Here is a 14302-nt window from a genome sequence, read left to right on the forward strand (position 1 = left end):
ATCGAGAGCGCGAACAGGCATGCCTTGCCGTAAAACATGACAATAACGGCATGGCGGTGAAGCGGCTGCCTCTGGTGCCCTCATCCCGGCTGTCGCCGAGCGGTTCGACGTCACCATGATCGTGAGCTCGGTGGTCCTCGGTGCTTGCGCTCAGCGGCCGGCCGAGGCGCTCCCAGTACTTCGCCGCCGGCGTCCGGCAGGATTGAGAGGTAACAGCGGCCCGGCGACCGCGCCCCGTGCGGAGCCTCCGTCGGTGGATGTCGGCCGCCGGTAACGGGACACCGGTGTGGTTGCCACGGTGGCGGTCGCGGGAGGTGAGCCGGGCGTGGTCGGTGTCGGTCGGCGACGAGGCGCGGGTGGGGCATCGGCGGCGCCACCCCCGGACGCATGGCTGGTCGAGGTCGCCAACGACGCCAGCCGGGACGCCGGCGGTGTCCCGGTGGCGTTGCTCGGCGACTACCTGCCGCTGCTGGCCGACGCCGCGGTGACCGGACGCCGGCCCAAACGAGCCGAGCTGGATGCGGTGGGCCAACTCGGTCGGCAGGCCGCGGAGCAGGGCATCTCGGCCGGGCGGGTGGTGCAGCTGTACCTGTCGGCCGCGCGGCGGCTGTGGCAGAACCTGCCCGCGGTGGCGCGGTCCCCCGACAGCGAGAGGGTGCGCGCTGCCGCGGCAGCGGTGCTGCACGTCATCGACGAGGCGGTGGCCACCCTCGCCGAAGGCTATGCCACAGCGCGGCGGGATCTGGTCCGCCGGGAGGAGGCGCTGCGCCGGGAGCTGATCGACGACCTGCTGCGCGGCGACTCCGACCTCGGCGCACTCGTCGAACGGGCCGAGCCGTTCGGGCTCGACCTGGCCCGCGTGCACCAGGTCGCACTGGCGGCACCCAGCCGGCGGCTACCGGACACCGACGCGGCGATCAGCGCGCTGGAGGCGGTCATCTTCGACCGGCTCGGCGATCGCGATGTCCTGGTCGCGACCAAGGAGGGGCTGCTCGTTGCGATCGCTCCCGCCGACCCGGCGGCGGCCGACCGGATCGTCCCCGCCGTCAACCCGGACAACGATCTCGGACGGCTGATGCACCGCGAGCTGGACCGGCTACGACACGGTCACCCGTGGCGGGTCGCGGTCGGCCGCGCCCACCCGGGCCTTTACGGCATAGCCCGCTCCTACGAGGAGGCCCGGGAAGCGCTGAGCATGGCCGGGCGGCTGCACGTGGACGACCCGGTCGTCAACGCCCACGACCTGCTCGTGTACCGGGTGCTGCTTCGCGACCAACCCGCCATCGTCGACCTGGTCTCGTCCGTGCTCAGCCCGTTGCTGCAGGCCCGCGGCGGGGCCACGCCGCTGCTGGACACCCTCGGGGCCTACTTCGATACCGGTGGGGTGGCCACCGAGGCGGCCAAGCGGGTGCACGTGTCCGTGCGCACGGTCACCTACCGGCTGGAGCGGATCAAGATGCTGACCGGGTACGACCCGTACGACCCGCAGCACCGGTTCACTCTGCAGGCAGCGGTGCTCGGCGCCAGGGCCCTCAACTGGCCGGCCGAGCCGCTGCCCGCCGCCGCGTGACCAATGCCTGCCACCCCCGACCGTCAGCCGCGACCGGCGCTGCTGGGCAGCGGGCCGGACCGCAGCCGCACGTATCGATCAGTCCACGATGGAGCTTCGACCGTCTGCTGTCTTCTCCGGTACGGATGAGGTCAGGACGCGCGCCCTCACGCCCGAAGACCGCAACTCACGCGGCGGGCATCAGGGTCACCGGTTCGATGGCTCGACGGTGCCGAGCCATTCCGCACGTACCTCGTCGGCGTGCTCGTCGAGCCCGGGGCTCGGCCGGACATCGCGGTCGTTGTCCCCGAAGTGCACCGGCTGGCGCAGGTACGGCGTCCGCCCGAGCGTCGGGTGATCGAAGTGGCCGACCAGTCCGCGCTGCTCGATCTGCTCGCTGCGCAGGGCCTCGTCCAGCCCCCAGATGGGTGCGGCGGGGACCCCCGCCGGTTCGGCCATCGCGAGGACCTCGGCGGTCGTGTGGCGGCTGGTCCAGTCCTCGGTGATCCGTTTGATCTCTGCCACCCGCTCGCTGCGGGCGCGATCGGTCGCGAAGTCGGGGTCGGCGGCGAGGTCCGGCCGCTCGACCAACGCGGCGAACCGGGCGAACACGGTGTCGTTGGCCACGGCGATGGCGACCAGACCGTCCTTGGTGCGGTAGGTGTCGAACGGCGTCGAAACCGGATGGCGGTTGCCGATCCGGCCCGGGAGCCGGCCGGTGGCGGTCAGGATCGACATGCTCGTCACCTGCATGGACACCAGCGAGTCGAGCATCGAGATGTCCAGGTGCCGGCCACGCCCCGTGCGTTCGCGATCGAACAGTGCGGCGCAGATCGACCAGGCGGCGAACATGCCTGCGCACACGTCGCCCAGCGACTCGCCGATCCGGGTGGCGTCGCCGTCGGGAACTCCGGTGGCGGCCATCAGCCCGGACATGGCCTGCACGATCAGGTCGTAGGCGGGCTGTCGGCTCAGGGGGCCGCTCTGGCCGAACCCCGAGATGCTGGCGTACACGAGGTCGGGGTTGCGCGCCGAGAGCGCTGCCCAGTCGATGCCCAGCCGTGCGGTCACTCCCGGGCGGAAGTTCTCCACCACCACGTCGGCCCGGGCGGCCAGGCGTACCAGGACGTCGAGGTCGGCCGGGTTCTTCAGGTCGAGCACGATGCTGCGCTTGCCGTGGTTGAGCTGCGCGAAGTAGACGCTCTCGCCGTCGCGGAACGGGCCGAGGTGGCGGGAATCGTCGCCGGCCGGCGACTCGACCTTGACCACATCCGCGCCGAGGTCGGCCAGCAGGCCGGTGCAGTACGGACCGGCGAGGACGCGGCTGAGGTCGAGGACGCGGACTCCGTGCAGAACGGTCATGTCGACCGAAGCTAGGTCGCCAGCGGATGTGCGGCCATGTGCACGTGCACAAACTCGCGGATGCCGATTGGGCGGTCCGCCGTTGAGTGGTACACGGTGGCGGCCGTCCAATGGGGGCCTCACTCACCGTCACCGAGGAGAGCCTGTGGTCCCTTATCTGCTCCCCGACCTGTATGACGAGTTCCGCTCGGCCGCCCGCGCGGTGGCGCTCGGCGAGCTCGGCCCCCGGGCCGCGTTCGTGGACGAGCGGGGTGGGTTCGCCCATGAGTCGTACGACGCGCTGGTCGCAGCCGGCCTGCACGCCCCGGGCATCCCCGAACGCTTCGGTGGTGACGGCGTCGACGCGATCGTCTCGGCGATCGCGGTCGAGGAGATCGCGCGGGTCTGCGCCTCCTCCTCGAGCATCCTGACCTCGAACAAGCTCGGTATCACGCCGCTGCTGCTGTTCGGTACGGAGGCACAGCAGGCGACGTACCTGCCCGAGGTGGCGTCCGGGACCGCGTTGATGGCCTACGCGATCAGCGAGCGCGACGCCGGCAGCGACGTGGCGGCGATGCGCTGTCGCGCCGCCGACGACGGCGACCACTGGGTGCTCGACGGCGTCAAGTCGTGGATCACGTCCGCGGGCGTCGCGAAGTACCTCATCGTGTTCGCCGTCACCGATCCGGACGCCGGCTCTCGACGGATCTCCGCGTTCGTGGTCCACGCCGACGACCCGGGCATCAGCTACGGCGCGCCGGAGCGGAAGATGGGGCTGCGCGGTTCCGTGACCCGAGACGTCATCTTCGAGGGCTGCCGGATCCCGAAGGACCGCCTGCTGGGCGAGCGCGGGCGGGGGCTGCGGGTGGCTCTCGGCACGCTGGACCACACGCGTGTCTCGATCGGCGCGCAGGCTGTCGGCATCGCCCAGGGCGCGCTGGACGTAGCGGTGCGGTACGTACGCGAGCGTAAGCAGTTCGGCCAGCCGATCGCGGGGTTCCAGGGCGTGCAGTTCATGCTCGCGGACATGGCCATGCGGGTGGAGGCGGCCCGCCAGATGGTCTACGCGGCCGCGGCCCGTAGTCAGACGCGCGCCGCCGACCTCACCTTCTTCGGGGCCGCCGCCAAGTGCCTTGCTTCGGACACCGCGATGGCGGTGACCACGGACGCGGTGCAGTTGCTGGGCGGCTACGGCTACACCTGCGACTTCCCGGTCGAGCGGATGATGCGGGATGCCAAGATCACCCAGATCTACGAAGGTACCAACCAGATCCAGCGGGTTGTCATGGCACGTCAGGTACTGGCTGAATGAACCTCCGGTGGCTCGAGGTCGATCGCGGCGAGCGCGAACCACAGCTCCATCCGGTCTTTGAAGCGGTTCAGGTCCTTGCCGGTCAGCCGCTCGATGAGCTGCAGCCGGTACCGCAGGGTGTTGCGGTGCACGATGAGGGCCTTGATGGTCGGGGCGGACTGGCAGTCGTGCTCCAGGTACGAGCGCAGCGTTCTGATCAGGTCGCCCCCGTGGTCGGCGTCGTGCGCCAGCAACGGCTCGAGCACGGCCCGCCCGACGTCCGCCATCGGCAGTTCGAGGTTGGCGAGCACCAGTCCGGTGGGGCTCAGCGGCGCGGCGTGGTGGACGCCCGGTCCGCTCCGCGCGGCGTGGCACCCCTCGTGGTAGCCGACCCGCAGGCCGGCCACGCCCGCCCGCGCTTCGCTGACGCCGATGCCCACCTCGGGATCGATCCGGCTGAGGCGCCGCAGCAGACCGGCGGTGACCGGTTGCGGGTCGCGGTCGCCCGGCAACAGGACCACGACCGAGTCCCGGACCAGCGCCACCGGCATCGGATCGGTCTCGGAGGCGAACGGCTGGTCGAGGGTCCAGGGAGCGTGGCGCAGCCGATCGCGGCCGGTGGCCGGCTGTGCCACCACCACCCGGTACCGCGAATCCGCGGTCACGCCGTGCAGTGCGAGACTGCGGCGGGCATCCGGCTCGCTGCGGGCGCGCAGCACGATGTCCTCGATCACCTGGCCGAGCATCTCGCGCCGGCCCGTGCGGACCGCCTGCTGGCGGGCGAATTCGAGTCCGAACAGGTTGGCGGCGAAGGAGACGAGTCCGGTGTGCCGGGTGGCGCGTTCCGTGCGCAGGAGCGCGACCGGGATGTCGCCGAGCATGATCGGCAGCTCGACCGGGCCCTCGCCGTTCTCCGGCGCAGGTCCGGGGTGTCCCGACCAGCGGGATGCCGCGGGATGCTTGGCCACCAGCCGGCCATCCGGTTCGAGTACGGCGACGGTGCCCGCGTCCAGTTGGGCGTGCAGCCGGCGCAGGAGGCCGCGCAGGCCACCACCGGCGAGAAGTTCACGCACCATGCCGTCCTGAATGCGCACCGCGGCGTGGACCGCCTCGTAGTGCCGGGCGAAGATCTGGTCGGCGACCCACCGGCTGATCTGTCCGAACGGCACGTCCGCCGGCGACTCGATCAGGGTGAGCGCCGCATCGGCGGCCGCGTCGACCACGACGTCCGGCACCCGCGGATGCACCAGGCCGGTGCCGAAGCACAGGGCCGCGATCGGCCGGCGAGCCAAGCGCACGATCAGGTCGCGCCACTGCGCGTCCGTGCGCTCGAGGAGCCCGGTGGTCATGACCAGTTCCCCGCCGCGCAGAAACGGCAGCGGGTCGGGCAGCTCGGTGGTCGACACCCAGCTGATCCGGTCGGTTTCGGTGCGCGGACCGGTCACCAGGGCCGTCAGCCGCAGTGACGGCTCAGCGAGCAGGTGGGACACCGGTACGAACATGACCGCCATTGTGCATGTCGGGTTCGCAGTCCCATGGCGGGTTCGCGGTCCGAGAACGCCGCCGCGAACCGGACGTGCGGTTCCGACCGGTCACCTCGGTGCCAGCCGGTCGGGTGGTTCTGGCTCAAGAATCGCGCCGACCGTTGACAGCCGCCTTAGACGTTCTTACCTTCTTCATCACCGAATCAGAGACAATGTTCGTATATATGAACGCCCCGGAAGTTGACCCCACATCCAATTCCTTCCAGCACTTGGAGCTCCGCATGGCTCGTCGTCTCCCGCTCAGATCCCGCGGCGCTGCCGCCCTCGCCCTCTGCGCACTCGGCCTGTCTCTGCTCGGCGCCTGCGGCTCGTCCGACGGGTCGAAGGACGCCGCCGCGTCGAACAAGGCGCCGCTGTACTCGGCCCTGCCCAAGGACGTTCAGAAGGCAGGAGCGATCAACGTCGGTTCGTCGGTCGACTACCCGCCGTTCGAGTACTACGCCGCGGACGGCAAGACCCTGCAGGGATTCGAGACCGAGCTGGCCGCGCTGCTGGAAAAGCAGCTCGGCGTGACCTTCAAGTGGAACAACGCCAGCTTCGACACGCTGTTCAGCGCGCTGCGCGCCAACCGCTACGACGTCGTGTACGGCGCGACCAACGACACCGCGGAGCGCGAGAAGACCTTCGACTTCGTCTACTACCTGCAGTCCTCGCAGGGTTTCGTGGTCGGCAAGGGCAACCCGCAGGGCATCAAGGTCCTCGACGACATCTGCGGCAAGAGCATCGCGGCCGTCCGGGGTGGCGTCCAGGCCCAGTTCCTGGACAAGCAGGCAGCCGAGTGCGACAAGGCCGGCAAGGGCAAGCTGGACATCCTCACCTTCGCCGGTAACGCCGACGAGCAGCTCGCGGTCAAGCAGGGCCGCGCGGCGGCGCTGCTGGAGAACTACCCCACCGCGGCGACGTTCGCCAAGGAGTCCAACGGCGAGCTCGAACTGGTGCCCAACCTCCAGGTGGAGAAGCGCTTCTACGGCATGGTCATCAACAAGGACAACACCCAGCTGCGCGACACGCTGGCCAAGGCGTGGCAGGCGATCATCGACGACGGTTCGTACGGCAAGGTGCTCGACAAGTGGGGCCTGTCGGAGATCGGTGTGAAGAAGGCCGGGGTCAACGCGGTACAGACCGGCGCGAACGCCGGGTGACGTTCGATGAGTAGGCAAACCTCCGAGCAGGTGGCGGTGACGGCGGAGGGGACACCGGTCCCCGATCCGCCGCCCGCCGCGCTCGTCGCCGTGCCCGTACGCCGGTACGGCACCTGGGCGCTGGGTCTGGTCGTCGCCGTCGTCGTCGCCGCGCTCGTGCGGGCCTTCGCGGTCGCGAAGATCGACTACGGCGTCGTGGTCAAGTACTTCACGGCGAAGCCGATCCTCACCGGTGTCCTGCACACCCTTGAGCTGACCGTGCTGTCGATGGTGCTCGCCCTGGTGCTCGGCGTGGCGGTCGCGGTGATGCGCCAGTCCCAGAACCCGGTGCTCACCGCGGTCGCCGCCGGATACACCTGGCTGTTCCGCGGCACCCCGCTGCTGGTGCAGCTGCTGATCTGGTTCAACCTTTCGCTGATCTTCAAGTACGTCGAGATTCCGGGTGTCTACTCGGCGCCGATGAACACGATCATGACGCCATTTGTCGCCGCACTGCTCGGCCTGGGCGTAAACGAGGGCGCATACATCGCCGAGATCGTGCGTGGCGGCATCCTGTCGGTCGACAGTGGACAGCGGGAGGCGGCGGCCGCGCTGGGCATGAGTCAGCGCCTGACGATGCGGCGGATCGTGCTCCCGCAGGCGATGCGGGTCATCGTCCCGCCGCTGGGCAACGAGTTCATCGCCCTGCTGAAGTACTCCTCGCTGGCCTACACCATCTCCTACACCGAGCTGCTGCAGTCGGCCAACAAGATCTACACCGCGAACTTCCAGGTGATCGAACTGCTGTTCACCGCGTCGCTGTGGTACATCCTGCTGACCACGGTGTTCACGATCGGGCAGCAGCAGCTCGAGCGCCGGCTCAGCCGGGGCCACACCACGACCCCGTCCCGCTTCGGCTCGCTGTTGCGCCGCAACCTGATCGGACGACGCCGATGACCACCACCGTACCCATGGTCCAGGCCCTGGACGTACACAAGCGTTACGGCCAGCTCGAGGTGCTCAAGGGCATCAACCTCGAGGTCCGCCCGCGGGAGGTGTTCTGCCTGGTCGGTCCCTCCGGCTCGGGCAAGTCCACCTTCCTGCGGTGCATCAACCACCTGGAGAAGGTCAGCGCCGGAAGCCTGTCGGTCGACGGCGAGCTCGTCGGCTACCGGCGCCACGGCAACCGGCTGTACGAGCTGAAGGAAAGCGAGATCGCCCGCAAGCGTGCGGAGATCGGCATGGTCTTCCAGCGGTTCAACCTCTTCCCGCACATGACCGTCCTCGAGAACGTCATGGAAGCGCCGGTACGGGTGCGTAAGGAGGCCAAGGCGGTCGTCCGGGAGCGGGCGATGACGCTGCTCGACCGGGTCGGGCTCAAGGCCAAGCACGACGCGTACCCGGGTCAGCTCTCCGGCGGCCAGCAGCAGCGGGTGGCGATCGCGCGGGCACTGGCCATGCAGCCCAAGCTGATGCTGTTCGACGAGCCGACCTCCGCGCTCGACCCGGAGCTGGTCGGTGAGGTCCTCGACGTCATGCGCCAACTGGCCGAGGACGGCATGACCATGGTCGTCGTGACCCACGAGATGGGCTTCGCCCGCGAGGTCGGCGACGCCCTCGTGTTCATGGACGGCGGCGTGGTGGTGGAGTCGGGACATCCCCGCGATGTGCTGACCAGCCCCCAGCATGCCCGGACCAAGGCGTTCCTGAGCAAGGTTCTGTGAGAGGCGGGGGAGATGAGCAGCACCTCGGTCGTGCGCGCGATGCGCATCCTGGACCTGCTGGCACACTCGCAGAAGGCGCTTCCGCTGGCCCGGATCGTCGAGGCGCTGGACATCCCGAAGAGCACCGCCTACAGCATCCTGCGGGACCTGGCCGCCGAGGGGTTCGTCGAGATCCATGAGCCCGCGGCGTACGCGATCGGGCTGAAGGCCTTCGAGGTCGGCGCCGCGCACCTGCGGACCACCGGCATCGTCGGAGTCGTGGCGGCGGAGCTCGCGCGACTGACCCGGGCGCTGAACATCACCTCCCACTACGCCGTCCTTGACGGCCCCGACGCGGTGTACCTGTGCAAGCAGGACCCGCCGGGGCTCGCGATCCAGCTCGCCAGCTCGGTCGGTGCGCGGCTGCCCGCCCGCAGCACGGCCGTTGGCAAGAGCTGCCTGGCCTGGCTGGACGCCGAGGAGGTGGCGCAGCATGTGGCCGGCGACGGGGCCCGGCGCGTCGGGGTGCCCCCGGCCTTGGCCGCGGATCTCGAAAAGGTCCGCGGCCAGGGGTACTCCACCGACGACGGTGACACCGCCGCGGGCATCCGGTGCGTGGCCGCGCCGGTCTTCGACCTGTCCGGCCCCCGGGGCGCGATCGGCGTCAGCTACCTGCGCGGCACCGACACCCCGCTGGACACCATCATCACGGAGGTCAAGGGCGCGGCCGCCCGCGCGACCTCCCTGCTCGGCGGGAGGCCGACACCATGACCATCACCTCGCGGCCCTGGCTGGAACAGCTCCAGCCGTACCGTCCCGGCCGGCACGCGCCGCTCGCGGACGGGTCGATGGCCTCCAACGAGTCCCCGCTGGGCACCAGCCCGGCGGTCGTGGAGGCGGTGACGCGGGCGGCGCACGGCGTCCACCGCTATCCCGACCCGCTCGCCGACCCGGTACGCGACGAACTTGCCCGCCTGCACGGCGTCGACGCCGACCAGATCCTGGTGGGCAACGGCTCCGACGAGCTCATCTACCTGCTCGCCATGGCCTACCTCGCCCAGGGCGGGCACGCCGTCTGCGCCGACCCGGCGTACCGGATCGACGAGATCAGCACGTACGTGGTGAACGCGAACCTCACGCGGGTGCCGCTCAAGGAGTGGGCGCACGACCTCGACACCATGGCCGAGGTCCCGGCCGACATCGCCTACGTCGTCAACCCGCACAACCCGACCGGCACCGTGCGCGACCCGGCGGAGATCCGTGGCTTCGTGGAGCGCAGCCGGGCCCGGCTGGTCGTGGTCGACGAGGCGTACATCGACTTCACCGACGATCCCGAGGCGATGACCGCCATCCCGCTCGTCCGCGACGGCCGCGCCGTGGTCCTGCGGACCTTCTCCAAGGTGCACGGACTGGCCGGCCTGCGGATCGGCTACCTCGTCGGTGACCGCGACATCATCGCCACCCTGCGCAAGATCCGGGCGCCGTTCTCGGTCGGCATGCTGTCCCAGGCCGCCGCGGTGGCCGCGCTGCGGGACACCGCGTACCGGGAACAGGTGCGGGCCCACACACTACGGCTGCGCGAGCACGTCGTACGCCTGGTCGAGGCCGCCGGCTACCAGGCGGTGCCCTCGCAGGCCAACTTCGTCCTGGTCGTCGGCGACGAGGCCGAACTGATGGACCGCCTCGCCCGGCACGGCGTCTCGGTACGTCCGGGCAGCGCCCTCGGTGTCCCCGGCACCGTGCGGATCAGTGTCCCGTCCGAGCGCGGGCTCGAGTTGCTCGCCGCGGCTCTGGCCGACGCCGATCACCGTCCCACCCCCGTGGACACCCCGTAGAAAGGAACGGCTCATGTTCGTCCGCAACGCCTGGTACGTCATCGCGTGGTCGGAGGAGATCACGCGTGAACCCATGAAGCGCACGGTCCTCGGTCAGGACGTCGTGCTGTACCGCAAGGAAGACGGCACCCCGGTGGCACTGGCCGACCGATGCGCCCACCGCGCGTATCCGCTGTCGGCCGGTCGCGTCATCGGCGACAACATCCAGTGCGGCTACCACGGGTTCGAGTACGACTGCGAGGGGGTCTGCGTACGCGTGCCGGCGCAGGACCGCATTCCGGCCCGCGCGTTGGTGCAGAAGTTCCCGCTGGTGGAGTCGCACCGCTGGGTGTGGATCTGGCTGGGCGACGCGGACAAGGCCGCCGCGACCCCGGTCCCCGACACCCACTGGATGACCGACACCGACTGGGACCGGGTCACCCACACCCGTCTCTTCCGCTGCAACGCCAACCTGCTCCACGACAACCTGCTCGACCTCACCCACGAGGCGTTCATCCACACGTCCTCGATCGGCGACGACGCGGTCTACACCAACGGCGTCACGGTCGAGGTCGACGGGAACGTCATCAGTGTCGACCGGTTCATGCCCAACTGCCACCCGTCACCGCTGTTCGAGAAGGCGACCGGCATCGTGCCTCCGTGCGACCGGTGGCACACCACGGAGTTCCAGGCGCCGAGCGTGCACATCATCCACGCCGGGGTCGTCGAACCGGGCGGCCGGCGCGAGGACGGGTACCGGCTGGAGGTCCTCAACGCCATCACCCCGCAGACCGAGGACACCTCCTGGTACTTCTACGCGTTCTGCCGCAACTTCGCCGTCGGCGACGAGAAGATCAACGACCTGCTGCGCGAGAACCTCGGCGGGGTGCTGACCGAGGACGACGACGCGCTCGCCCTGCAGCAGCACGGCATCGCGAACCGGCCGGCGACCCTGCCCGACGTCCTCATCGCCCAGGACGCGGGCGTGGCCAAGGCGCGCCGGGTGATGGCCCGACTGCTGGCCGAAGAGTCGGCGTCCACCGTGGACGCGGAGCCGCAGCGGTGAGGCTGCTGCTGCGAAGCAACTCGCACCGCCCGCTGGAAAACGGCAGCGGGGTGGAGATCGCGGCGTCACCGGACACCCCGCGTCGGGAGCGCTGGCAGTGGCAGGTGCGTCTCCTGCCGGGCGGCGCATCCTCGGCAGACCTGGATCAGAAGGCGGCCACGGTCACCGCTGCCCTGAGCCGTGGCGACGGATCGTCGTCGTCGGTCGAGGTCAGCACCGACCCGGAGGTCGCCAGCGCCACTCTCGAGGTACTGGAGCCGACCGACACGGTCCAGCTCGAGCGCGGGCTGCGGGAGGTGCTGGTGTTCGTCGTCGGCCGTGGACAGGCCCGGATCGAGGACCGGCATCTGCTGACCGAGCTGGACGTGCTCGTCCTCGAGGGCGACGACCCGTACGTCGTCGACGTGGCGGCGGTCGAGGCCGCGACGTCGATCGCCGTCGTCCGCCTCACCGCCGCCGGCACCCGGGGCATCGGCTGGGTCCCGTAACCCGCCGTCCGACGATCGAACAGAGGCTTGCACCAATGTCCGTCACACCCGAGGAACAGCAGTTGCGGCTACGGGTCCGGCAGTTGACCTGGGAGGCCGAGGGCGTGCTCTCGGTCCATCTGCAACAGCTCGACGGCTCCGAGCTGCCCGCCTGGCAGCCCGGAGCGCACCTCGACCTGCGGCTGCCGGGAGGGCTGACCCGCCAGTACTCGCTGAGCGGCAGTCCCCGGCACCGGTCGACCTGGCGTGTGTCCGTGCTGCGCGAGCAGTCCGGCCGCGGCGGGTCGGCGGCCGTTCACGATGCCCTGCGGCCCGGCGACATCGTCGATGTGGTCGGCCCGCGCAACAACTTCCCACTCGTCGAAGCCGCCCGCTACCTGTTCATCGCCGGCGGCATCGGCATCACCCCGATCCTGCCGATGATCGAGGCGGTCGCGGCGGCCGGCGCGTCCTGGTCGCTGGTGTATGGCGGCCGCAGCCGCGCGAGCATGGCGTTCCTGTCCGAGCTGCGGCCGTACGGCGACGCCGTGTCCGTGCGGCCGCAGGACGAGTACGGACTGCTCGACCTCGACCGGCTGCTCGCCGATCCCCGGGAGGACACCGCCGTCTACTGCTGCGGTCCGGAGCCCCTTCTCGCCGCGGTCGAGCAGCGGTGCGCCGCGTGGCCCGCGGGTGCCCTGCACGTCGAGCGCTTCGCCGCGAAACCACGACCCGCGGCGGACCCCGATCAGGAGGCGGCCTTCGAGGTCGTCCTGCGGCGGACGGGCCGTACCGTCACCGTCCCGGCCGGCAAGACGATCCTGGAAGCGTTGGAGGACAACGGAATCGAACCGTTGAACTCCTGCCGGGAGGGCATCTGCGGCACCTGCGAGACGAAGGTGCTCGACGGGCTGCCCGACCATCGCGACAGCCTCCTGTCGGAGGAGGAGAAAGCCGAGAACAACACCATGATGATCTGTGTCGGGCGCGCTCTCAGCGACCGCCTGGTGCTCGACCTGTGAGGAGCACGGGATGAGTAGCCTCGACGAGCTCGCCGCCCAGCTCGACCGCGGTCGACTGCTCACCGACCCCGACGTGGTGGACGCCTACCGGCGCGACGAGGCCCACCTGGTCGAGCCCGGGCAGCCGGTCGGCGTCCTGCTCGCCGAGAGCACGGCCGACGTCGCCGCCGCGATGCGGTGGGCTCATCGGCACGCGGTACCGGTGGTTCCACGGGGTGCCGGGACCGGCCTGGCCGGAGGCGCGACCGCGGTGGACGGGTGCCTCGTGCTCAGCCTCGCGCGCATGAACGCGATCCGGGAGATCAACCCGGAAGACCAGCTGGCTGTCGTCGAGGCCGGAGTGATCAACGCCGAGCTCGACCGGGCCGCGGCCAAGGTCGGCCTGATGTACGCCCCTGACCCCTCCAGCTACGAGATCGCCACGATCGGCGGGAACCTCGCCACCAACGCGGGCGGGCTGCGCTGCGTGAAGTACGGGGTGACCCGCGACTCGGCGCTCGGGCTCGAGGTGGTGCTGGCCGACGGCAGAGTCGTCAACACCGGCCGCCGAACCGTCAAGGGCGTTGCCGGCTACGACCTGACCAGCCTGTTCATCGGCTCCGAAGGAACCCTGGGCGTGATCACCAGCGCGACGCTCAGGCTGCGCACCCGGCCCGCCACCGAGCCCGTGACCGTCGCCGGCAGCTTCCCGAGCCTGCGCTCGGCAGCCGAAGCGGTGTCGGCGATCGTCGCGGCAGGGTTGGCGCCGAGCCTGCTGGAGCTGATCGACCGGGGCACCCTGCGCGCCATCGACGAGTGGAAGCGCATGGGGCTCGACGACGTCGCCGCGATGCTCATCGCCCAGGCCGACGGTACGGACAGCGCGGACTGCGCGGCGGCGATGGGCGCACTCTTCGAAGCGGCGGGCGCCGAGTTCGTCGCGGTGTCGAGCGACCCGGCGGAGGCCGCGCAGCTGCTGCAGATCCGGCGGCTGGCGTACCCGGCCACGGAGCGGCTCGGCCGCTGCCTGGTCGAGGACGTCGGCGTGCCGCGTTCCAAGCTGCCCGACCTGCTGGAACAGATCGAGCAGATCGAGCGCGAGTCCGCGCCGCATGGGGTACGCATTCTCACCGTCGCGCACGCGGGCGACGGCAACGCCCACCCGACGTTCGTGTTCCCGCCGACCGACGACGGCCGGGTGCCTGACGCCGTCTGGACCGCCGCCGATCGGGTCTTCCGCGCGGCGCTGGGGCTCGGCGGTACCCTGACCGGCGAGCACGGCGTCGGCGCGCTCAAACGTCGGTGGCTGGAGCTGGAGCTGGGTTCCGACGCGATGGACCTGCACCGGGCGATCAAGGCGGCCCTCGACCCGACCGGGATCCTCAACCCCGGCAAGGGGTTCTGA

13 protein-coding genes are annotated in these 14302 nt (G+C 70.5%); 11 read left to right on the plus strand and 2 right to left on the minus strand.

Going from position 1 to position 14302, the window contains the following annotated elements; genetic code table 11:
* Positions 1-298 precede the first annotated feature (298 nt).
* A complete protein-coding gene (locus HC031_RS16845; protein ID WP_338090695.1) occupies positions 299-1570 on the plus strand; it encodes a PucR family transcriptional regulator in 1272 nt (423 codons plus the stop codon).
* Positions 1571-1756: 186 nt separating this feature from the next.
* Here the strand turns inward: HC031_RS16845 and HC031_RS16850 are convergent, their stop codons facing one another.
* The gene (locus tag HC031_RS16850) at positions 1757-2911 is read right to left on the minus strand and encodes a CaiB/BaiF CoA transferase family protein (protein ID WP_167926277.1); all 1155 of its coding nucleotides are present in this window, start codon (positions 2909-2911) and stop codon (positions 1757-1759) included.
* A gap of 145 nt (positions 2912-3056) precedes the next feature.
* Between HC031_RS16850 and HC031_RS16855 the strand changes: the two genes are divergently transcribed.
* Entirely contained in the window at positions 3057-4202 is a 1146-nt protein-coding gene (locus HC031_RS16855; RefSeq protein WP_420813648.1) for an acyl-CoA dehydrogenase family protein, read from the plus strand.
* Here the strand turns inward: HC031_RS16855 and HC031_RS16860 are convergent.
* Entirely contained in the window at positions 4184-5683 is a 1500-nt protein-coding gene (locus HC031_RS16860; RefSeq protein ID WP_205862843.1) for a PucR family transcriptional regulator, read from the minus strand. The two genes, HC031_RS16855 and HC031_RS16860, sit on opposite strands and share 19 nt — an antisense overlap.
* Positions 5684-5946: 263 nt before the next feature.
* Between HC031_RS16860 and HC031_RS16865 the strand changes: the two genes are divergently transcribed.
* The 9 genes from HC031_RS16865 to HC031_RS16905 are packed head-to-tail and all read left to right on the plus strand — an operon-like array spanning position 5947 to position 14302.
* On the plus strand, positions 5947-6867 hold the full coding sequence (locus tag HC031_RS16865; RefSeq protein ID WP_167926280.1) for an ABC transporter substrate-binding protein: 921 nt from the start codon (positions 5947-5949) through the stop codon (positions 6865-6867).
* Positions 6868-6873: 6 nt separating this feature from the next.
* Complete coding sequence (locus HC031_RS16870; RefSeq protein WP_167926281.1) at positions 6874-7803, plus strand: amino acid ABC transporter permease; 930 nt, start codon at positions 6874-6876, stop codon at positions 7801-7803.
* Positions 7800-8570, plus strand: a complete 771-nt coding sequence (locus HC031_RS16875) for an amino acid ABC transporter ATP-binding protein (protein ID WP_277349715.1) — start codon at positions 7800-7802, stop codon at positions 8568-8570. Before HC031_RS16870 ends, HC031_RS16875 begins: the two co-directional genes overlap by 4 nt.
* A gap of 12 nt (positions 8571-8582) precedes the next feature.
* Entirely contained in the window at positions 8583-9320 is a 738-nt protein-coding gene (locus HC031_RS16880) for an IclR family transcriptional regulator (protein ID WP_167926282.1), read from the plus strand.
* Positions 9317-10384 carry a pyridoxal phosphate-dependent aminotransferase gene (locus HC031_RS16885; RefSeq protein WP_167926283.1) on the plus strand — a complete coding sequence of 356 codons (1068 nt, stop codon included), beginning with the start codon at positions 9317-9319 and terminating at the stop codon, positions 10382-10384. Before HC031_RS16880 ends, HC031_RS16885 begins: the two co-directional genes overlap by 4 nt.
* A 13-nt stretch (positions 10385-10397) precedes the next feature.
* Positions 10398-11429, plus strand: coding sequence for an aromatic ring-hydroxylating oxygenase subunit alpha (locus tag HC031_RS16890; RefSeq protein WP_167926284.1), 1032 nt, complete (start codon positions 10398-10400; stop codon positions 11427-11429).
* Complete coding sequence (locus HC031_RS16895; RefSeq protein ID WP_167926285.1) at positions 11426-11917, plus strand: hypothetical protein; 492 nt, start codon at positions 11426-11428, stop codon at positions 11915-11917. The genes HC031_RS16890 and HC031_RS16895 overlap by 4 nt, the downstream gene beginning before the upstream one ends.
* 35 nt (positions 11918-11952) lie before the next feature.
* Positions 11953-12918 (plus strand): PDR/VanB family oxidoreductase, encoded by a 966-nt coding sequence (locus HC031_RS16900; protein WP_167926286.1) that lies wholly within the window; start codon positions 11953-11955, stop codon positions 12916-12918.
* A 10-nt stretch (positions 12919-12928) separates the two neighbouring features.
* Complete coding sequence (locus HC031_RS16905) at positions 12929-14302, plus strand: FAD-binding oxidoreductase (RefSeq protein ID WP_167926287.1); 1374 nt, start codon at positions 12929-12931, stop codon at positions 14300-14302.

Origin of the sequence: Planosporangium thailandense, assembly GCF_011947195.1 — a bacterium.
GTDB classification, from domain to species: Bacteria; Actinomycetota; Actinomycetes; order Mycobacteriales; family Micromonosporaceae; genus Planosporangium; species Planosporangium thailandense.